The following is a 19,764-nucleotide window of genomic DNA, read 5'->3' as shown; positions in this document are numbered from 1 at the left end:
TATTTGTAAATTATAGACTTGTTAATTAAATAAAGTATGAGAATATTAATCATAGGTGAAGGTGGAAGAGAATCTGCACTGGCAGCTAAGCTTCAAAAAGACGCAAGAGTTACTAAAATGTTTTTTGCCAACGGAAACGCATCTACGGACGCAATCGGGCAGAATGTTCATTTGTCGGAGATTAAAGAATTGAGGGATTTTGCTATAAAAGAAAAAGTAGATCTTACGATTGTAGGTCCTGAAGCTCCTTTGGTAGCCGGCTTAAAGGATGAATTTAAAAAGCACGATCTTAAAGTTTTCGGTCCCAACCAGAAAGTTGCAAGCCTTGAAGGAAGTAAAGCTTTCTCCAAGAGATTTATGCAGACCTATGATATCAAAACAGCAAAAGCTGTGGTATTTGATTCTTATAATGAGGCAAAAGAATACGTTAAAACACAGGAATATCCTTTGGTAGTGAAGGCGAGTGGCTTGGCAGGCGGAAAGGGTGTTGTAATTTGCGATACTCTTGAAGAGGCTGAAGCTACGATTCATGACTTTATGATCCGTAGAATTTACGGTGATGCAGGAATTCGTTTGGTAATTGAGGAATATTTACATGGTTTTGAGGCATCAATCATTGCATTCTCGAACGGTGAAAAATTGTTTCCTTGTATTGCTGCAAAAGATTATAAAAAAGCAGGAAACGGCGATACAGGACCAAATACAGGAGGTATGGGTTCGGTAGCACCAAGTCCGGAATTTACAGCAGAACATCAGGCAGATTTCGAAAAAAATATTTTAGAACCAACTATTAAAGGTCTTAAAGCGGAAGGTTTCAGCTTTAAAGGAATTATTTTCTTCGGATTGATGGTCACTAAAAACGGAACTTATCTTTTAGAATACAACATGAGATTCGGAGATCCTGAAACTCAGGTTTTAATGGCTTTAATGGAGAATAATCTGTTAGACGTTATCAACGATTGTATGAACGGAAAAGATATCGAGCTTAAATTTAAAGACGAAAAAGCAGTTTGTCTTGTCATGTGTTCGGGAGGTTATCCAAGAAATATCGAAACCGGTTTTGAGATTGTAGGAGAAGACAAGGTAAAACACAGCCAGTTATTATATGCTGGAGCTGTCAGAAAAGGAAAGAAAGTAGTTTCCAACGGTGGAAGAGTGCTGAATATCGTTGCAACAGGTGCTACTTACGAAGAGGCTCGCAAGAAAGTTTATGAAGATGCGCTTCCGGTTCACTTTGATTACAGCTTCTACAGAGAAGACATCGGAAAATTTTAAATAAATCATAAAAAAAAGATTTGGAAATTCCCAAGTCTTTTTTTGTAAAACAGTTAATATTAGAAATAAGATTTTAGATGCTAGATTCCAGAATTAGACCAAAAATCTGAAATCTTATGTCTGAAATTTTTCAAAAAAATCAATTATAATAATGAATAACGGTATTATCATATTAGATTTCGGATCACAATACAATCAGCTTATCGGAAGAAGAATCCGTGAGATGGGTGTATATTCTGAAATTTTACCTTTCAATACACCTTTAGAAACAATATTAGAAAGACAGCCAAGAGGAATTATCCTTTCCGGCGGACCAAGTTCTGTGAATGCAGAAAACGCTCATCTGGTTGAAAAAGAATTGTACGAAGAGGGAATTCCGGTATTGGGAATTTGCTACGGAATGCAGCTTACCGCGCATCTTTTAGGCGGAAAAGTGCATAAAGGTGTAAAAGGTGAATACGGAAAAGCTCATTTAGACATTGTTAAGGAAAGTTCTTTATTAAAAGGCGTTACAAACAATTCTATCGTTTGGATGAGTCATTTTGACGAAGTGGGAGAGTTGCCTGCAGGTTTTGAGTTAAATGCAAAATCCGGTGTCATTGCTTCGATTTCTAATGAAGAAAGAAAAATCTATTGTGTACAGTTTCACCCTGAAGTTTCCCATACTGAAGAAGGCGGAAAGATGCTTGAAAATTTTGTTTTCGCAATCTGTGATGCAGAAAAGAACTGGAAACTGACTAATTATATAGAAAAAACAGTTGAAGAAATCAAAGAAAGAGTAGGAGATAACAAAGTTATTCTTGGCCTTTCAGGTGGTGTAGATTCTTCTGTTGCCGCGGTTTTGATTCACAAGGCGATTGGTGATCAGCTTCAGTGTATTTTTGTAGACACGGGACTTCTTAGAAAAGATGAAGACGTAAAAGTAATGGAAAATTATGGAGAACATTTCCATATGAACATTAAGTTGGTTGATGCTAAAGAAAGATTTTTATCAAAATTAGCAGGAATAGACGATCCTGAACAAAAAAGAAAAATTATCGGAAACGAATTCGTTCATGTTTTTGATGAAGAATCACATAAAATTGAAGGTGCTAAATTCTTAGCTCAAGGAACAATCTATCCGGACGTAATCGAAAGTCAGTCGGTAAACGGACCTTCTGCCGTGATCAAATCACATCACAATGTTGGCGGACTTCCCGAAGAAATGGAATTTGAATTGTTGGAACCTTTAAGAGAATTGTTTAAAGATGAAGTAAGAAAAGTCGGTGAAGAATTAGGAATTCCTCATCATTTGGTACACAGACATCCTTTTCCGGGACCGGGTTTGGGAATCAGGATTTTGGGTGCTGTAGATGCAGAAAAAGTAAAAATCTTGCAGGATGCAGATGATATTTTCATCGAAGAATTGTATAAAAATGATTTGTATGAGAAAGTTTCTCAGGCTTTTGTAGTTTTACTTCCGGTGAAATCTGTTGGAGTAATGGGAGACGAAAGAACCTATGAATATACCGCTGTTGTGCGTTCAGCCAACACGATCGATTTTATGACTGCAACTTGGAGCAAGTTACCTTACGAGTTTTTGGAAACTGTTTCAAACAGGATCATCAACGAAGTAAGAGGAATCAACAGGGTTGCTTATGATATTTCAAGCAAACCACCTGCGACGATAGAATGGGAATAATGTCTCATTTTAGATAAATAAAGATTAATTTTTTTTATTTTATGACTTAAGTCATGAATTTGTAATTTTTTTGATCTTACCTTTATCGAAGAATTAACGATATTATTAAATAAAAGATATAATTTTTTTTTCATCATTTGTGTTTTTGACCTCCCTTCTGGGGAGGTTTTGTTTTTTTTAATTCAATTTTTACTTAATTTTTTTACTTTTGCTGTATGAAAATAGCATTTCTTGGCCCGCAGGCCAGCTTTACACAATTGGCTGCGTCGCAGATTTTCCCTGATGAAGATCTTATTCCCCAGTCGAGTATTTTAGATTGCTTCAATGCGGTTAAAAACGGTGAAGTAGATAAAGCCGTCGTTCCTTTGGAAAACTCAATTGAAGGGACTGTGTCGATGACTTTAGATTATTTATATGATTTTGAAGTGTTTATAGAGACCGAACTGGTAATGCCGATCGCACATCATCTGATGATACATCCGGATAATTCGTCTTTTGAAAAAATTATTTCTCATCCGCAGGCTTTAGCGCAGACTTTCCATTTCAGATATGAAAATTATAAAAATGTACCTTCACAGGATTACAGCTCCACGGCCGCATCCGCAAAAATGGTTTCAGAAAACCCGCATGAGAAATGGGCTGCTGTGGCCAATCGGTATTCTGCAAAATTGTATGGCTTAAAAATTATTCATCAAAATATTCAGGATTTTGAGCAGAATCATACCAAATTTATTGTCGTTTCAAAAGTAAAATCAGCCTTAAAGCTTGATTTGCCAAAAACTTCCGAAAAAACTTCCCTGATCATTACTTTACCTGAAGATCACGCTGGTGGCTTGCATCAGGTACTTTCCGTTTTTGCATGGCGAAAAATGAATCTCTCAAAAATTGAAAGCAGAACCCTGAAAACCGGTTTGGGAAACTATTTCTTCTTCATCAATGTTGCCAGTGAATGGCATCCTGTATTATCGCAAAATGCAATTGATGAAATTATTTCTATTGGCTCCAATGTAAAGTTTCTCGGGCATTATGATGAATATGTTTTTGAAGAATAAAGCAGAGTTATTTCATGTAATTTACTTCCAAAAGTAAATTTTCAAAACTGCATTTGAAATTGCCAGACTTTTACCAAAGCAAATTGTTCTTCTGTTCAATCTTTTTAAGCGGGTTCTTATATTTAGGTTTTTTCTTTCAATAGAGTTGGTTCCAAATCTTTTGTTTACATGAATCTTTTTTGGAATTAAATATTGATAATTTCTCAGCTTATCGGTATAGATTTTCTCAGGATTTGAATAGATTAAAGTTTTGATAACTGTATTTAAAGTTCGATTTGTTCTTTTGCCAATGCAGAAACTCACAACATCTTTAGTGTTTTTATTAATAGCATAAACAAGCCACATCGGATTTGCTTTATTCTTGATGAAAAACCTCATTTCGTCTAATTCGTAAGTTTGATGAAAAGATATTGTAGGCTGAATTATGCCTTCTACAATGCTAATAATTCTTCTAAGTAAAGTTGTTGTTGAAATTTGTAATATCCTTGCTATGCTTCTTATTCCCAAACCTTCTTTGGTTAATTGAATTATTTTTGAATTGATATCAGCTTCATAAGCTTTATAAGTATAAAATTCAATAAATCTTTTATGGCAGTTTTTACAGATATATTGCTGTTTTCTATTTTTTGTAGTTCCGTTTTTGATGATATTTTTTGAATAGCATTTACAGCAAATTCCTGTATCACTAACTCTGATACATGAGGAATGATTCTCAGTCATTTGGATATGTTTTTTTCAACAAAAATAAACAAGAATAGGGAATACCTACTCTTGTTTTGAATTATTTTATTATCCACTTTTGTTGATTTTCAGCAAGTTAAGTGGTTGAATGATTCTCATCACTAAATCTGAAACATGACCATATCCTTCTGCCATGCCACATCCTGAGAATACAATACGGCAGAAGTGCATATAAGAAATGCACTCATGTAGAGTTTTTTCATCTATTTTGTGTATTTAAGGTTAATATTTAGTTTTTTATGAATATTTATTTCGCAAATTTAACATTTTTTAGCATTCATTAAGCTGTTTATATGAAATTTAATATGAATATTTTCAATTGTTTAAATTATATATGTTATAAAGCAAAACTACTGCTGCAAAACGTCAAAACCTGACGCATAATATTATTAAATATATTAAAAAAAATGAACATGAGTAACTGGTAAATAAATAAAAAAATTAATTGTATTATATGTATTTAAATAATTTATACATTTGTTTTAATAATGATAATAAAAAAATACAAAATGACTTTAATCACTAAAAAATCAGTAAGCGAAACTGGGCATACTAAAAATGCTGCCAGTTTTCAGTCTCTCATTTCTTTTTGTTCAGGATTCGGAGAGGCTTACAATCCGACCAAAGAAGCACTTAAAGTTCCGCAATTAAAAGCACTTTTACAGGCAGCACAGGATAGTATGGATAGTACCAGAGCCAAAAAAACATCTTTTGACAATGCGACCAACAGCCGGAAAAATGTTTTTGCAGACCTGAAACCTCTTTCTACAAAGATTGTCAAATGCATTTTCTGTTTCCGGTGTTGATCCATTGGGAATTAATAATTTAAAATCAGTCAATAAAAAAATACAGGATGCATCTTCTAAAAAAACGGATACATCATCAAATGATCTGGAGCCTCAACCGATAAAAACCATTTCCACCTCGCAGCAGTCTTACGATAAAATGATAGAGCATTTTTCGGGGATGATTGAAGTCTTGGTCCAGCATCCTGCTTATGATCCTAATGAAGGCGATTTGAAGGTAGCTGCATTACAAACCAAGCTGGCAGACATGCAGACAAAAAATTCCGATCTTATCAATTCTTACACACAATACAGCAATGCGATGGCAGACAGAAATCTGGTGATGTACAATCCGCTTTCAGGTCTCGTACAGACAGCAAAAGAAGTAAAGCAGTATGTAAAAAGCGTCTTCGGTGCATCAAGCACGCAGTATAAGCAGATCAACGGCATAGAATTTAAAACGTATAAAGGAGCTTAAAAAGTAAGCACCTGATGTTGTAAATCAAGCAATTGATATTATAAAACAGGCACCGTAAAAGATATAACAAGCGACGCCGGCAATAAAACTTTTAAAGTCTCATTCATAATAAGCAATGTCATTCATAAAGTTTGCATCGGAGAAGATAATCTTAGCGTCGGCAAGTATATAACAGGCGTTGTCTGTAACAAAACTTCTGATGTCTTGTATAAAGTAAGCAATGTCATTCATAAATTTCATATCGAATAGAATAATGTAAGCGTCGGAAAATATAGAACAGGCGATGTCTATAACAAAACTTCTGATGTCTTGTATAAAGTAAGCAACATCATTTATAAAGTTCTCACAAGAAGAGATAATCTTAGCACCGTAAAGTATAAAACAAGCATTGTAAGTGATAATATTACTACAAAGCATTTTAAAATAAAGGCTGTAAACAAAAAAGAACAGGCTTTCACCTGTTCTTATTCATTGTTGCATTCGCTGTATTACATATATTGCGGGCAAACCACCGCCGGGCAAATTAGTCCCGGGCATCTTGGTCTTCCGTCTGTCGGGCAGCATTGGTTGGAGCAGTTGCGGATCAGTCCGGCACCCGAAATGTTCTTCAATTCTTCTCTTGAAAGCGATTTTTTGTTTAGTAATTTTTTCATTGTATAATATTTTATTGGTTAATAATGAGCAATAAAGATAGAAAAAACTCTTGAACCAAGCCATAAATAATTCCAATCTTTTCACATATAACACCAAATATTCAAAATATTTTTATTTAAAAAGCCTGAATTCGTGTTTAAGTAATAATATAATCTATTTATTATGAGATTTACGCAAAGGTGAATTCCATTTGCTTATATAAAGGCTTCCGCTCAAGCTTAGCAAAGCAAATTGAGCTGCCTTTGCTTTCTAAAATATAAAGTTTAATTATAAATCTTTGCGTTTAATGATTTTAAAACTATCATCTTTCATCTCTTATCCCAGCAAGGTTAAATAGTTTATACGAATAAAAAAGAATAGGAATAATTTTTGAAGTAAATTGCAGCTACTTACTTTATCAATATGTTTGACAAGCAACAGCGAAAACTGAAAAGATCTGCCCGGCTGATTTCCGTACTGAGTAAATACGGATTTAAAGATATGCTGGCAAGAATGAACGGCGGCAAAAAACCGGAAGACAATTCTGAAAACCCCGACGAATTGGTTTCCAAAGGCACCGTCTACGAAAGAATAAGGCTGGTCTTGGAAGAATTGGGACCTACTTTTGTAAAACTTGGTCAGACATTCAGCAATCGTGAAGACCTGCTTCCTCCGGAGATGATTCAGGAGCTGCAAAAATTACAAGACAGGGTAGAAGTGATTGAAATGAATGTAGAGGAAATCCTGGAAAATGAATTTAATATTTCCGTTAAAGATCATTTTTTGAACATTAATTCCATTCCTTTGGCCACCGCTTCCATCGCCCAGGTTTACCGAGCTACGTTAAACAACGGTGAAGAAGTGATCTTAAAGATCAAAAAACCTGATGTGCTTACCGTGATCGAAGACGACCTGCTTCTTATAAAAGATTTGGTAAAGCTGATTTCCACCTATTCCGAAATAGGATCAAAACTAAACCTGAAACAGGCAATTGCCACCTTTGAGAAATCTTTGCTGGAAGAGGTTTCACTGGTGAATGAAAGAAACAATATTCAGCAGTTTGCCTTAAACTTTAAAAACAGCAAAGAAACGTATGTTCCGGTAGTGTATGACGAATTTTCAAACAACAATGTACTTTGTATGGAATTCATAGACGGAATGAAAGTCACCGATAAAGCAGAGCTTTTAAATCATAATATAAGTCCGGTAACGGTTTCTGAAGTAGGTTTGAGGCTTTTTGTTTCACAGATTTTAGATTACGGATTTTTCCATGCAGATCCTCATGCCGGGAATATTTTGGTGAAAAGAGACGGGAAAGTTGTTTTTATAGATTTTGGTGCGGTAGGAAAAATTCAGCCCAATGATAAGGAAATTCTTGAAAGTTTAATTGTTGCTTTTGTAGCTAAAAATTCACACAAAATCGTTCGTTATCTCAAGAAAATGGCGGTCAGTTATGAGATTCCTGACGAAAGAAGATTTGAAAATGATGTAGAAGAAGTTTTGAATTTTGTACACAGCACGTCCTTAAAAAACATAGATCCTCATCTGATTATCAATAAAATGAAAGATGTTTTAAAAGATAATCAGCTTTATATGCCGGATTATTTTTACCTTTTATTTAAAGGAATCGGCTTGATAGAAGGTGTTGGAAGAACTATAAATCCTGAGCTTGATATTGTAAAAAGCCTTCATCCGTACACCAAGAAAATATTAGCTAAAAAAATAAGTCCCAAAAATCTCCTGAAAAACGGAATGGACCGGATGATGAATTTTACCGACAATATCGATGAAATTCCGAAAGAACTTCGTTCGGTTCTGCAAAAATTGGATGATAATAAATTTACGATTTCCAGTGAAATAAAAAATATAGAAAAGACCAACAATATTATAAAATCAAGCATTGTGAATCTTATTTTAGCCATGATTTTGGGTGCTAATATGATTGCAACAGCTATTGTTTTTGTCTCCGAATCCGGCCCGCGAATTGGCGAAATGTCTTTAATGGCTGTTTTAGGCTTTCTATTTTCTGTTTTATTGATAATCATTCTATTGTTGAGAGTTACCAGAAAGTAATTTTCACAAGTTCCCAGATATAAATATTTCTTTTTGTCATTCTGACGAAGGAAGAATCTAACAATATAAAGAGATTCTTCATTCCGCTCTGCTACATTCAGAATGACAAGGTTAGCTCCGGAATTTATCAAAATCTTCACACTTCCAACATCCATCTTCTAGCCTAAAAAACACAAAAATTAATTGCTATCTTTGCAAAATGGAAAAGCTCACTTTTGCAGATTTTGACCTGCCTGTTAAGATTCTTGATGTTTTGGCAGATTTAGAATTATTTGAACCTACACCGATTCAGGAAAAAAGTATCGGGCCAATACTTTCCGGAAGAGACGTAATGGGAATTGCGCAGACGGGAACTGGAAAAACATTAGCCTATCTTTTGCCTGTGCTTAAAACATGGAAGTATAACAAAAACGGAAATCCAACCGTTTTGGTGCTTGTTCCTACAAGAGAATTGGTCGTTCAGGTTACTGAAATCCTTGAAAAATTAACAGAGAATATTACGGCAAGAGTGATCGGAATTTACGGTGGCAAAAACATCAATACCCAAAAGCTTTTGTTCAACGACGGTTGCGATATTTTAGTAGGAACTCCGGGAAGAGTAATGGATCTTGCGATTGATAATGCAATTTCACTGAAAGAAGTTCAGAAACTGATTATTGATGAGTTTGACGAAATGCTTAATTTAGGTTTCAGACCGCAATTGACTCATATTTTCGAAATGATGAAGGAGAAAAGACAAAACATTCTTTTTTCTGCAACCATGACCGAAGCGGTTGACGAGATGCTGGATCAGTATTTTTCGGGGCCTATTGAGATTTCATTGGCAAAATCCGGAACTCCGCTTGAGAAAATTGAGCAGACCGCTTATAAAGTCGAAAACTTTAATACGAAAATCAATTTGCTTGAGCATTTACTGAAAACAAATGCAGAAATGTCTAAAGTCTTGATTTTTACCAACAATAAAAAGAATTCAGACTTATTGTTTACCAAAATAAACGAACTTTTCCCTGAACAGTTTGATGTGATCCATTCCAACAAATCTCAAAACTACAGATTGAAAGCCATGAAAAGCTTTGAAAATGAAGAAATAAGAGGCTTGATTACAACCGACGTAATGGCGAGAGGTTTGGATATCTCCAATATTACTCACGTTATCAATTTTGAAACGCCTGAAGTTCCGGAACAGTATATTCACAGAATCGGTAGAACGGGTAGAGCCGATAAAGACGGTAAAGCGATCACTTTTGTGACTAAAAGAGAAGAGCCTTCAATTCTTGATATCGAATTATTAATGGATAAAGATTTAAAATTCATTGATTTCCCCGAAACAGTACAGATCAATCCAAAGAAAATCGCTTCTGAAGAAGATCAGATCATCATGAAAAACCCTGCTCAGGCAAAATTATATGAAGGCGGTGGTGCATTTCACGAGAAAAAAGATAAAAACAAGAAGGAAAACTGGGGCGGACCAACAAAAAGAAAAACTCCAAAAAAATTCGGAGCCAACAGAGCGCAACAGAAAGCAATATCGAAGTCTAAAAGAAAGAAATAAAAAAAAACGATTCCTAAATTGGAATCGTTTTTTGCTTTATAGGAATTTGTCATTCTGAAAGAATCTATATAATGTTTTAGAGTTATGTTGTTTGTATTCTTTCAGAACGACAAAATAAATTATTTCATATAAGGTTTCATCACCTTCGTCCAAAGTTTATATCCTTCAGGAGTCATGTGAAGCATATCTTCTACAAATAGGTCCTTTCTGATATTTCCGTTGGTATCGTTCATAACATTCGTAATATCAATGAATTCTGCATTATTTTCTTTCTTCATAAATCTGGCAATCTTTTTATTTGCCTTTTTCATTTGTGGCCAAAGATGTTCTCTGCTCGGCGAGTATTTTATCGAAATATAATCAACCTCAATATTCGGGAATTTCTCACGGATTTTGGTATAGAAAGTTTTAAAACGTTCAACAACAATATCAGCTTTTAGTTTAGCATCATCGGCAAAGTCATTTTCGCCGCAGTAAATAATAATTTGTTTAGGCTGATAAGGACTTAATAAATCTTCGGAATAATAGTTTAAGTCTGTTAATCTCGAACCGCCGAAACCTCTGTTGATAATTGTTTTTCCAGGAAAATAATCCGAAACATCCTGCCATTTTCTAAAAGATGAGCTTCCGATTAAAAGAATTGCATCTTTCGGTGGTGCTGTTTCCTGATCCGTTTTTTTGAAATCTTGAATGTCCTGCCAAAACATTGGCTTTTTTTCCTGTGAAAAAATAAGCGCAAAAGTCAGCAATAGAAATGCTGATAAGATCTTCTTCATTGTTTTCTTTTGTATTATTAAACATAAAAAACTCCCGTGTTTTCCGGGAGTTCTTATTATTTTTACCTTTTGAAGGAAATGTACGTGGTATCAATAACCTGATCTCCGTCGATATCGATATTATCAAACATCTGCTTCATTTTCAATTCTGAACTGCTCAAAATTACAATCTTATACTTCATGTCACTATAGTTGTCATATTTTATGACCAACTCTTTATTTTCAGTATTATAATCAAATTTACCTTCCATTTTGGTGCTTGTACAATCTGCTCCGACTCCTGAATAAGCAGTGTAGGCTGCATAATAATCGGTTCTGAATTCTGTTATACTTTTCGCATCACATCCTGTTGGGATGTAGGTTTGTATTGCAGTAGAATTGTCTGCACCGGAAATAACTTCTTGTTTGGCGGTCTTCCATTCACCCTTTAGCATGTCCAATTCATAATTTTGAATATCATCTTCACATGATGTAAGCGCTAACGCAGAAAAGGCAAATAAAAGTAAGTATTTTTTCATTTTCACAAATTTAAGAATATGCTAAAATATAAATAAATTTCAAATATTTATAATGAAATTCAGGTTTTTTAAACAAATGTTTGTAAAAAAGATAATTTTTAAGCTGGAAGAAAGGAAGTAGGAAGATGGGAGTCTAAAAGTTCAAAGATTATTGATTAAGGTCTTCAAAAATTCAGGCTTCCAACTTCCATCTTCCCAATTTTTTAGTAACTCATTTCCACGATTTTGTAAGCATCTTGTGGAGTCAGTTTTCTATATTCACCTAAGCCAAGCCAGTTTCTTTCGGTAAAAGCTTTTTCAACTCTTTCAGCAGTTCCTTTGAAGTCTTCTGTATATTCAGAAAGTTTGGTTTTAATATTCAAGCTATGGAAAAATTCTTCCATTTTCTTAATTCCCAATTCGGCTTTCTCTTCAATGGTTCCGTCTTTTATTCCCCAAACTCTTTCTGCATATTGTGCCAATTTTCCTTTTTTATCATCAAAATTGTAACGATAATGCGATGGAGCGATAACCGCCAAAGTTCTTGCATGATCGATTCCGTAATAAGCCGTTAACTCGTGTCCCATCGCATGAACAGCCCAATCGGTAATCACACCTTTCTGAATCAAACCATTCAAGGCCATTGTGCAGCACCACATAAAATTTCCTGCAGCTTCGTAATCGAAATCATCTGCCAAAACTTTCGGAGCCGTTTCCTGTAAACTGATCAAAATGCTTTCTGCAATTCTTTCCTGCAAATCTGCGGACGAAGGCGCGGTCATATATTGTTCCAAAACATGCGTGTAAGCATCCGTAATCCCATTCACAATCTGGTTTTTAGGAATTGATCTTACCACTTCAGGATCTAAAACAGAAAATTGAGGGAAAAGTCCGGGGCCACCGGAAGACAATTTTTCGTTGGTTTCTCTTCTTGAGATCACATATCCGGAATTCATTTCGGAGCCTGTTGCAGGCAAAGTTAAAATTGTTCCGAAAGGCATTCCTTCACCTTCAAAAGTACGGACAGGTTTTTTCAGGATTTCCCAAGGTTCACCGACATAATTTGCAGCTGCGGAAAGAAATTTTGTTCCGTCGATTACAGAACCGCCGCCAACAGCCAAAAGATAAGTGATGCCTTTTTCTTTAATGAAACTTAAAGCATTTACCAAAACTTCATATTCCGGATTGGCAGGCACTCCGCCAAATTCATGTAATTCATGATCTTTTAAAGCTTCTTTTACCTGATCGTAAACACCGTTGCTTTTGATGCTTCCGCCGCCGAAAATCATTAAAATCTTAGCATCTTGAGGGATTTCTTTTGTGATCTTAGCGATTTCACCTTTCCCGAAAAGTATTTTTGTTGGGTTTTTAAACTCGAAATTAAGCATTGTTCTAAATTTATTTTAGATCAAATTTACGCATTGAAGTTCGAAATTTCTGCTAATGAAAGCTTAAATTTTAAATGATTCAGTTTTATTTAAACTATTGAAGTTTTTTGGTTATATCGACGAGAAGGAAATCGCGATACAGCCAGTTTATTTCATTTCTTTGATCTTTTTCTCCATCACAATATATGCGGTTCTTACTTTAATTTCGTCTTTAATTTTTTTCAGATTAATTAAACTAAAAATACAGATCGGAATGAAAAATAAAGGTAAAATTGTAAAAACGCTAAAGCCGTTTGTGATCGTAAGATAAATTGAAGTTCCAATCAGAATACAAAGTAAAAGGATTTGGAGTTTTATGATTGAAGATTGTTTTTTTTTGGTATATTTTAGTTCTTTAAGACTTTGATCAGAAAGTATTTTCTTTTGCATTTGTGTTGTTATTAAGGGCTGCAAAACTACGAAAAATCATATAATTTACCAATGAAAATTCCCTTATAAAGGAAAAATTTTATAAAATAAATATTTATGTATCTGTAATTCAATTTGTTATGATGTTTATAAAATTAATAATTCAAAGCAAAAGGATATTAGATGTAGCTCCTTTAAAATTTTGATTATTCCAAGACAATTTTATAGTATCCTTTTTCATCTGTTGCGACTACATTTTTAAATGTTAATTTACTGATCTGATAACCATCGCAACCTCCTTTAAATTCAGACGATTCAATTGAAAAATCGAAAATTTTAACTGCTGAATAGAATGTGTAATTTTTCGTACCATTATAAGCACCAACATTTTCAAGAACGACTTTATCGTCATCCGTTTTAGTGAGCTGTACTCCGATTTGATTTTCGTCACTAATTGAAAAAGTGTTTAAAGTTCCGTTCGTGATCAGATTTTCGTCATTGGAATCAACGAACTCAAAAACGATCTGTTGAGGAGCATTATAGCAATCGTCGCCACATGAGATAAATAAGAGGATGATTGAAAAAAAGAAAAAGATCTTTTTAAGCATATATTAATATTTTGAAATTTGGTTCCGCAAAAATAAAGAAATATTTATTTAGAATTCTTACAATTATCGAATAAATATTAAGAAATTATTTTTATAATGTATTATTTTATCACTTTAATTGAATGTAATTTTTTTGTATCTAAATCATTAATAGTAAGTATATATAATCCTTTTTCTTTGATCAGATTCCCTAAATTGATAGTTTGTTGGTGAGTATATTTCTTTTGGAAAATTAATTGACCGTTACCATTAACTATTCTTAACTCTAAATTTTTTACTGCTTTATCAACTTTCAGGACAGAAGATTCTATGATTGGATTTGGATAAATAATAATATCAGGTTTATTTTCAAGATCTTGAGTATTTAGTAAAATGGGAAAACCTCTGCATTCAATTGTAGAGATAGAATTATTTGAATTTGAAATTATCGAGTAAATATCTGTACTAGAATGAATACTTACGACGTTTTGTAAAAAAGGAGATTGAGCTGTAGGAAAAGATTTAGAAACAGAAATTATATCATTATTTAGTGTATTTAAATTATTTGAAGAAAAATAAGAAGTAGCATAATTTATAAAATCTGACTTGTTAAAATTATTATTCACATTCGCAATATTATCAATTTTCGCATAATATTGATATTAGCCATTATTTTGTTGATAACAATTTAATTGTGTAAAATAAAGATTAAACATGAAAAACAATGATAGAATAGATAATTTTTTTTCAAAATAAATGGTTTTTGGTTAATAAAACTTTAATTTATAACCAAATGTAAGTGAAAATCTGAAACTATTAATCATTTAAATCAATTAATTTAAATAGAAATACCCTTAATTAAAATCAAAAATCTCCTACATTTGTTATATGAAACACGACCAACGCGCAGAAAAGTTCAGGCAGATTGTAGAGAATAAATTTCAGATCTACAATTCATTATTTATGAGTCTGCCTTATGATAAAATGACGAATATCGGGATGTTGCTTCCGTTTTTGTATGAAGAAAGCAAAGACGGTTATAATGCAGGCAAAACTCCGGAAGATATCGTTGAAGAATTTTTTAAAAACCATACCGATTTACAAACGGAAGAGCAAAAGCTTGAGCTTCTTTTCAAGATCATTCAATATATTGAAAGACAGGTTGTTTTGTTTGATAGTATTGAAGATGCTGCCTTTCCAAACCTTCATTCTGAAAGCGACAGCGGAACGATCACCAATTTATTCGAGCGTTCTTTACAGGATCATAAGCTTGAAAAAGTTCGTCAAAAATTAAAAGATTTTAGTGTAAAAGTAGTTTTCACGGCGCATCCGACTCAGTTTTATCCAAGCTCGGTTCAGCGTATTCTTCACGATTTGAGAAAAGCGATTACCACAGATTCGATTACCAATATCGATATGCTTTTGCAGCAACTGGGCAAAACGCCTTTTGTAAACAAAGAAAAACCGACGCCCATTGATGAAGCATTAAGTATTATCCATTATTTGAGATATGTTTATTATGATACAATTGGTGAGTTGTTTACAAATATTCGTAAGACATTTGGTAACGGTCATGCTCATCTTCATGAAGATATTATTCAGCTTGGCTTCTGGCCGGGCGGAGACAGAGATGGCAATCCGTTTGTGACGGCCGATGTTACCAAAAGAGTGTCTGAAGAATTGCGTTCAGCCATTTTAAAATCTTATTACAGCCATCTGAAAGATTTGAGGAGAAGACTGAGTTTCAGAGGAGTTTCGGAAATTTTAGGATTGCTAAGCAACGAATTGTACGGAGCAATTTTCAGAAATGAAAAAATAACTTCGGAAGATATTATTAAAAGACTTGATGAGGCAGAAAATATATTGATCAGCCAGCACAATTCTCTGTTTTTAGATTTGCTTGAAAACTTCAGAGATCGTGTAAAAATCTTCGGAACTCACTTTGCGACATTGGATATAAGACAAGACAGCAGAATTCATCAGAAAGTGATTGATGAGGTTTTTGCGAAAGTATTTGGAAGTGTTGAAGTAAGCAACGAAGAGAAATTCAATCAATTAATTCAGATTTCAGAAAAAGTAAATACTGATGATTTTGAAGATATTGTAAAAGATACTTTGTTTACGGTTTCGCAAATTGCGGAAATCCAGCAAGAAAACGGTTCGAGAGGAATGAATCGTTATATAATTTCAAATTCCGATGCTGTAAAAGATGTGATGAATGTTTATGCATTCTTCAAAATTTGCGGTTACAAAGATGAAGAGGTTAATATAGATATTGTTCCGCTTTTTGAAACAATGGAAGGTCTTTCTAATGCCGAAAATGTAATGAAAGAATTGTATCAAAATCCTGTTTACAAAAAGCATCTGAAAAAAAGAGGAAATCAGCAGACCATAATGCTTGGTTTTTCAGACGGAACGAAGGATGGCGGTTATCTGAAAGCCAATTGGGAAATTTATAAAGCTAAAGAAATCCTGACCAGACTTTCCGAAGAAAGCGGAATTAAAGTGATTTTCTTTGACGGCAGAGGCGGACCTCCCGCAAGAGGTGGCGGCAAAACCCATGATTTCTACGCATCTCAAGGAAATACAATCGCAAATAATAAAATTGAATTAACGATTCAGGGACAAACAATTACAAGTATTTTCGGAAATAAGGAACAGGCAAAATACAATTTTGAACAACTTTTGACGGCCGGAGTTGAAAATGATGTTTTTAAGAATTCTAAAAAAGATTTAACCGAAAAAGAAAGAAAATTAATTACTGAATTAGCCAATATAAGCTATAAAAAATATTCGGATTTGAAGGCTCATCCGATGTTTGTGCCTTATTTACAGGAAATGAGCACGCTCGAATTTTACGGAAAAACCAATATTGGAAGCCGTCCGTCAAAACGTGGCGGCGACAGCGAACTGAGATTTGAAGATTTAAGGGCGATTCCGTTTGTGGGATCTTGGTCACAATTGAAACAGAATGTTCCCGGATTCTTTGGTTTCGGTTTTGCGATGGAAGAAATGAAAAAACAGGGTAGATTTGAAGAAGTGAGAGAATTATACAAAGGTTCGGATTTCTTTAAAACTTTAGTTTTAAACTCGATGATGAGCATGAACAAATCTTATTTTCCGCTGACTTATTATATTAAAAACAATCCTAAATTCGGCGAATTCTGGAATATATTGTTTGATGAATTTAATCTTTCAAAAAATATCATGCTTGAGTTGACGGGCTTCAAAATTTTACAGGAAGAAGATCCGCTTTCAAGAAAATCCGTTAAAATCCGTGAGAAAATTGTTCTTCCGTTGTTAAGTATTCAGCAATATGCTTTAATGAAAATTCAAAAAGGAGAAGGCAATAAAGAAGCTTACGAAAAGCTTGTGACACGTTCTTTATTCGGAAATATTAATGCGAGCAGGAATTCGGCTTAAAAGCTTAAAAATAATTAACAAAAAGTATCAGGAAAAATTCTGATACTTTTTTTATACATTTGCCGAAAACACAGAAATGATCAAAAAAATGATTTTACCTGCTTTTGCAGCTTCTTTAGTGTGTTGTGAAAGTTGTGAACGCGCCAAGGCCGAACAGAAAATTTTCGCAGATATAAATAATGTTTTTAAACAAGATAAGGCTGCCGAATTAAAAGAAACTACGACAAAATTTCCAACAAACAATACACCTGAAGACTTTTTACCAACAGGATTTAAAATTTATGAAAAAACTCATGGAGATTTAAATAATGACGGTCTGGAAGATTGTGTACTTATCATTCAAAGCGCAGATAAAAAAGAATTTACCAAATATCGCGGAAAAATTGACCGTAATCACAAAGGAATTATAGTTCTCCTGAATAAAGAAGAAAATTATGAATTGGTGGCCAAAAACACAAAATGTTTTTCATCTGAAAATGAAAACGGCATTGTTTATTTCGCACCGGAACTGGGCGTTTCCATAGATAAAGGAAATATTTATGTCGATTATTCTCACGGAGAATACGGATATTGGAGGTATACTTTTAAGTTTAAAAATTCTGATATCGTTTTGATTGGCTATGATTCTGGAGACATGACCGACAATAAAGTCATTAATAATGATTTTGGAACAGATGAATGCTGATCTGGAGACAGAAAACACTGATAAAAATGTACTTAAAAATAAATTTAAAACATATAAATTATAGGCTTTTAAACGTTAAAATTATTCTTTTATAAATTTTTCGTAATACACTTTATCTTTTGTCTGAATTTTCAGATAATAAGTCCCTTTTGGGAAATCTTCAACCTGTACAGATTTTTGATTTTTAGCTTTAGTAATTGATCTCCCTAAATTGTCAAAAATTTCTAAAGATAAAACGTTACTTTCTGAAACAATATTTAAAATAGATTTTACGGGATTTGGGAAAATAGCAAACTTATCTTTTTTTACCAGTTCCGAAGTATTCAAAACCGAATTATACAAATTCCCGAAATTTAAAATCCCAAAGCCCATTTGATCGGTATGATTTGGAAATAAAGAAGCCGTTTGTCTTAATTTTGTCCGCATCAGATCACGATTCATTGTTGGAAAAGCTTCAATTAAACAGGCAACTCCGCCTGCAGCAATTGGTGTTGCGATGGAAGTTCCGGAAACCGTTGTTAAAGAATTATTATTTACCGTTGAGGAAGAAGTTCCCCTCGCGCTTGCATCCGGTTTTACTATTCCTGACGAATTGGGACCGTATGATGAAAATGATGAAGAATTTCCTGTAGAAGTTACGGCTCCGATGCTGAAAACTTTTTCATTGTCGGAAGGCGTCGTAATATAATGCCAGGTTTGCTCACCTGAATTTCCTGCTGCAATCAAAACAAAAATGCCTTTGTTCACGGCAATTTCGCTTCCTCTTGCGATAAAAGAGGTGGTTCCGTTCATATTGGCGTAGGTGTAATTGTATTTCGGATCATCAAATACATTGTAGCCCAAAGATGTTGTAATGATATCAACGCCTTTTCTGTCGGCTTCTTCAGCGGCTTCAATCCAGTACAGTTCTTCTTCGGGAATTTCTACGGCTGCGTTTTCACTTCGGTAAAGATAAACATCCGCATCCGGTGCCGAACCAACAAAACTGTCTTGTATATATCCGCCAATTGCCCCTAAAACCACAGTTCCGTGATTGTTTAAAGAAGTATTGTAAACATCTGTATTTTTAGTCACAAAATCGTAAACATCTTTTATTTTATTACTGTTTCGTAATCTTGAAAATGCTGAACCTGTATTTACGGAAGGAAAACCTGTATCGATTACGGCAATTGAAACACCGTTTCCTGTAAATCCGGCAAGATGAAGCGGTCTGAGATTAATCTGATCAATTTGTTCAGATCCTGAACCATAATCAAATACTGTTAAATTTTTTTGAGCCTCTTCAAAATTTTCCCACTTATTTGTGTTTTGGGTTTTTAAGACAAGAGAAGAATTTTTGGCGAAACTTTCTATTGACTGTACAAAAGGCTGTGTTTTTATCAGATTTACCTGTGCCTGATTTGCATTCACAGCAACACCATTCAACCATTTTGAATAATCGGTAATGGTAAAGCCTAAATTTTGAAGATTCTGAATATAAGATTGTTCGATCGGAGCGTCCTGATCATTTAATGCAATACCCAATGCAGCTCTTCGGTCAAGCGATTTTTGAGACAATTCTGATAAAGGATTTGCATAAAAAGCAGCTTTGTTTGGCTTATCATTAAAATATACAAAAACAAGCTCCGTTTGAGCTGAGACAATAGAATAACCAAATAAAAATAGAAATAATAGAATTTTTTTCATGTGTTTATTTTTGATAAAGATAAACAAAATCAATAAATTTTTTT

Annotated in this window: 19 protein-coding genes; 9 read left to right on the top strand and 10 right to left on the bottom strand. The window is 33.9% G+C overall.

What is annotated here, in order from left to right:
* The first annotated feature begins 36 nt into the window (after positions 1-36).
* The 3 genes from purD (at position 37) to pheA (ending at position 4,008) form a co-directional block, all read left to right on the top strand.
* Positions 37-1,275, top strand: a complete 1,239-nt coding sequence (gene purD / locus AC6CHK_RS09675; RefSeq protein ID WP_498095552.1) for a phosphoribosylamine--glycine ligase — start codon at positions 37-39, stop codon at positions 1,273-1,275.
* Between the two features lie 151 nt (positions 1,276-1,426).
* Complete coding sequence (gene guaA, locus AC6CHK_RS09670; protein ID WP_498095550.1) at positions 1,427-2,956, top strand: glutamine-hydrolyzing GMP synthase; 1,530 nt, start codon at positions 1,427-1,429, stop codon at positions 2,954-2,956.
* A 215-nt stretch (positions 2,957-3,171) separates the two neighbouring features.
* Positions 3,172-4,008 (top strand): prephenate dehydratase, encoded by an 837-nt coding sequence (gene pheA, locus AC6CHK_RS09665; RefSeq protein ID WP_498095549.1) that lies wholly within the window; start codon positions 3,172-3,174, stop codon positions 4,006-4,008.
* A 21-nt stretch (positions 4,009-4,029) separates the two neighbouring features.
* On the opposite strand, the gene AC6CHK_RS09660 is transcribed toward pheA, so the two are convergent.
* Positions 4,030-4,728, bottom strand: a complete 699-nt coding sequence (locus AC6CHK_RS09660; protein ID WP_498095547.1) for an IS1 family transposase — start codon at positions 4,726-4,728, stop codon at positions 4,030-4,032.
* A gap of 530 nt (positions 4,729-5,258) precedes the next feature.
* Between AC6CHK_RS09660 and AC6CHK_RS09655 the strand changes: the two genes are divergently transcribed.
* Together AC6CHK_RS09655 and AC6CHK_RS09650 are read left to right on the top strand one after the other, a co-directional pair.
* The gene (locus AC6CHK_RS09655; RefSeq protein WP_498095545.1) at positions 5,259-5,555 is read left to right on the top strand and encodes a hypothetical protein; all 297 of its coding nucleotides are present in this window, start codon (positions 5,259-5,261) and stop codon (positions 5,553-5,555) included.
* On the top strand, positions 5,524-6,012 hold the full coding sequence (locus AC6CHK_RS09650) for a hypothetical protein (RefSeq protein WP_498095543.1): 489 nt from the start codon (positions 5,524-5,526) through the stop codon (positions 6,010-6,012). Before AC6CHK_RS09655 ends, AC6CHK_RS09650 begins: the two co-directional genes overlap by 32 nt.
* Before the next feature lie 99 nt (positions 6,013-6,111).
* Here AC6CHK_RS09650 and AC6CHK_RS09645 read toward each other — a convergent pair whose 3' ends face one another.
* Positions 6,112-6,429 carry a hypothetical protein gene (locus AC6CHK_RS09645; RefSeq protein ID WP_498095542.1) on the bottom strand — a complete coding sequence of 106 codons (318 nt, stop codon included), beginning with the start codon at positions 6,427-6,429 and terminating at the stop codon, positions 6,112-6,114.
* Positions 6,430-6,500: 71 nt separating this feature from the next.
* A complete protein-coding gene (locus AC6CHK_RS09640) occupies positions 6,501-6,665 on the bottom strand; it encodes a hypothetical protein (protein WP_498095540.1) in 165 nt (54 codons plus the stop codon).
* Positions 6,666-7,068: 403 nt separating this feature from the next.
* Here AC6CHK_RS09640 and AC6CHK_RS09635 point away from each other — a divergent pair, with 403 nt between their 5' ends.
* A complete protein-coding gene (locus tag AC6CHK_RS09635) occupies positions 7,069-8,718 on the top strand; it encodes an ABC1 kinase family protein (protein WP_498095538.1) in 1,650 nt (549 codons plus the stop codon).
* A 199-nt stretch (positions 8,719-8,917) separates the two neighbouring features.
* On the top strand, positions 8,918-10,270 hold the full coding sequence (locus tag AC6CHK_RS09630) for a DEAD/DEAH box helicase (protein WP_498095536.1): 1,353 nt from the start codon (positions 8,918-8,920) through the stop codon (positions 10,268-10,270).
* Between the two features lie 119 nt (positions 10,271-10,389).
* On the opposite strand, the gene AC6CHK_RS09625 is transcribed toward AC6CHK_RS09630, so the two are convergent.
* The 6 genes from AC6CHK_RS09625 to AC6CHK_RS09600 form a co-directional block, all read right to left on the bottom strand.
* Positions 10,390-11,046: a GDSL-type esterase/lipase family protein gene (locus AC6CHK_RS09625; RefSeq protein WP_498095534.1), complete on the bottom strand. Its 657-nt coding sequence runs from the start codon at positions 11,044-11,046 to the stop codon at positions 10,390-10,392.
* A gap of 62 nt (positions 11,047-11,108) precedes the next feature.
* Positions 11,109-11,564 carry a lipocalin-like domain-containing protein gene (locus AC6CHK_RS09620; RefSeq protein ID WP_498095532.1) on the bottom strand — a complete coding sequence of 152 codons (456 nt, stop codon included), beginning with the start codon at positions 11,562-11,564 and terminating at the stop codon, positions 11,109-11,111.
* A gap of 203 nt (positions 11,565-11,767) precedes the next feature.
* On the bottom strand, positions 11,768-12,931 hold the full coding sequence (locus AC6CHK_RS09615) for an iron-containing alcohol dehydrogenase (RefSeq protein ID WP_498095530.1): 1,164 nt from the start codon (positions 12,929-12,931) through the stop codon (positions 11,768-11,770).
* A 147-nt stretch (positions 12,932-13,078) separates the two neighbouring features.
* Positions 13,079-13,360, bottom strand: a complete 282-nt coding sequence (locus AC6CHK_RS09610) for a hypothetical protein (protein WP_498095528.1) — start codon at positions 13,358-13,360, stop codon at positions 13,079-13,081.
* Positions 13,361-13,545: 185 nt separating this feature from the next.
* Entirely contained in the window at positions 13,546-13,947 is a 402-nt protein-coding gene (locus tag AC6CHK_RS09605) for a hypothetical protein (protein ID WP_498095526.1), read from the bottom strand.
* A 101-nt stretch (positions 13,948-14,048) separates the two neighbouring features.
* Positions 14,049-14,552, bottom strand: coding sequence for a T9SS type A sorting domain-containing protein (locus tag AC6CHK_RS09600; RefSeq protein ID WP_498095524.1), 504 nt, complete (start codon positions 14,550-14,552; stop codon positions 14,049-14,051).
* Between the two features lie 262 nt (positions 14,553-14,814).
* On the opposite strand from AC6CHK_RS09600, the gene AC6CHK_RS09595 reads away from it, so the two are divergent.
* Together AC6CHK_RS09595 and AC6CHK_RS09590 are read left to right on the top strand one after the other, a co-directional pair.
* Positions 14,815-17,349 (top strand): phosphoenolpyruvate carboxylase, encoded by a 2,535-nt coding sequence (locus AC6CHK_RS09595; protein WP_498095522.1) that lies wholly within the window; start codon positions 14,815-14,817, stop codon positions 17,347-17,349.
* 76 nt (positions 17,350-17,425) lie between these two features.
* Positions 17,426-18,034: a hypothetical protein gene (locus AC6CHK_RS09590; protein WP_498095520.1), complete on the top strand. Its 609-nt coding sequence runs from the start codon at positions 17,426-17,428 to the stop codon at positions 18,032-18,034.
* An 81-nt stretch (positions 18,035-18,115) separates the two neighbouring features.
* Here the strand turns inward: AC6CHK_RS09590 and AC6CHK_RS09585 are convergent, their stop codons facing one another.
* Complete coding sequence (locus AC6CHK_RS09585) at positions 18,116-19,720, bottom strand: S8 family peptidase (protein ID WP_498095518.1); 1,605 nt, start codon at positions 19,718-19,720, stop codon at positions 18,116-18,118.
* Positions 19,721-19,764 lie beyond the last annotated feature (44 nt).

This window comes from Chryseobacterium sp. GQ58 (assembly GCF_059758895.1).
The sequence above is the reverse complement of the archived record's forward strand: the minus strand, read 5'-3'. Positions and strand labels throughout refer to the sequence as shown.

What these genes read in the sequence shown, in the direction of transcription:
- guaA (WP_498095550.1), top strand. Translation starts at nt 1,427, where the DNA reads ATGAATAACGGTATTATCATATTAGATTTCGGATCACAATACAATCAG.
- AC6CHK_RS09645 (WP_498095542.1), bottom strand. Translation starts at nt 6,429, where the DNA reads ATGCTTTGTAGTAATATTATCACTTACAATGCTTGTTTTATACTTTAC.
- AC6CHK_RS09635 (WP_498095538.1), top strand. Translation starts at nt 7,069, where the DNA reads ATGTTTGACAAGCAACAGCGAAAACTGAAAAGATCTGCCCGGCTGATT.
- AC6CHK_RS09660 (WP_498095547.1), bottom strand. Translation starts at nt 4,728, where the DNA reads ATGACTGAGAATCATTCCTCATGTATCAGAGTTAGTGATACAGGAATT.
- pheA (WP_498095549.1), top strand. Translation starts at nt 3,172, where the DNA reads ATGAAAATAGCATTTCTTGGCCCGCAGGCCAGCTTTACACAATTGGCT.
- AC6CHK_RS09630 (WP_498095536.1), top strand. Translation starts at nt 8,918, where the DNA reads ATGGAAAAGCTCACTTTTGCAGATTTTGACCTGCCTGTTAAGATTCTT.
- AC6CHK_RS09620 (WP_498095532.1), bottom strand. Translation starts at nt 11,564, where the DNA reads ATGAAAAAATACTTACTTTTATTTGCCTTTTCTGCGTTAGCGCTTACA.
- AC6CHK_RS09595 (WP_498095522.1), top strand. Translation starts at nt 14,815, where the DNA reads ATGAAACACGACCAACGCGCAGAAAAGTTCAGGCAGATTGTAGAGAAT.
- AC6CHK_RS09625 (WP_498095534.1), bottom strand. Translation starts at nt 11,046, where the DNA reads ATGAAGAAGATCTTATCAGCATTTCTATTGCTGACTTTTGCGCTTATT.
- AC6CHK_RS09640 (WP_498095540.1), bottom strand. Translation starts at nt 6,665, where the DNA reads ATGAAAAAATTACTAAACAAAAAATCGCTTTCAAGAGAAGAATTGAAG.
- AC6CHK_RS09590 (WP_498095520.1), top strand. Translation starts at nt 17,426, where the DNA reads ATGATCAAAAAAATGATTTTACCTGCTTTTGCAGCTTCTTTAGTGTGT.
- AC6CHK_RS09585 (WP_498095518.1), bottom strand. Translation starts at nt 19,720, where the DNA reads ATGAAAAAAATTCTATTATTTCTATTTTTATTTGGTTATTCTATTGTC.
- AC6CHK_RS09610 (WP_498095528.1), bottom strand. Translation starts at nt 13,360, where the DNA reads ATGCAAAAGAAAATACTTTCTGATCAAAGTCTTAAAGAACTAAAATAT.
- AC6CHK_RS09605 (WP_498095526.1), bottom strand. Translation starts at nt 13,947, where the DNA reads ATGCTTAAAAAGATCTTTTTCTTTTTTTCAATCATCCTCTTATTTATC.
- AC6CHK_RS09615 (WP_498095530.1), bottom strand. Translation starts at nt 12,931, where the DNA reads ATGCTTAATTTCGAGTTTAAAAACCCAACAAAAATACTTTTCGGGAAA.
- purD (WP_498095552.1), top strand. Translation starts at nt 37, where the DNA reads ATGAGAATATTAATCATAGGTGAAGGTGGAAGAGAATCTGCACTGGCA.
- AC6CHK_RS09655 (WP_498095545.1), top strand. Translation starts at nt 5,259, where the DNA reads ATGACTTTAATCACTAAAAAATCAGTAAGCGAAACTGGGCATACTAAA.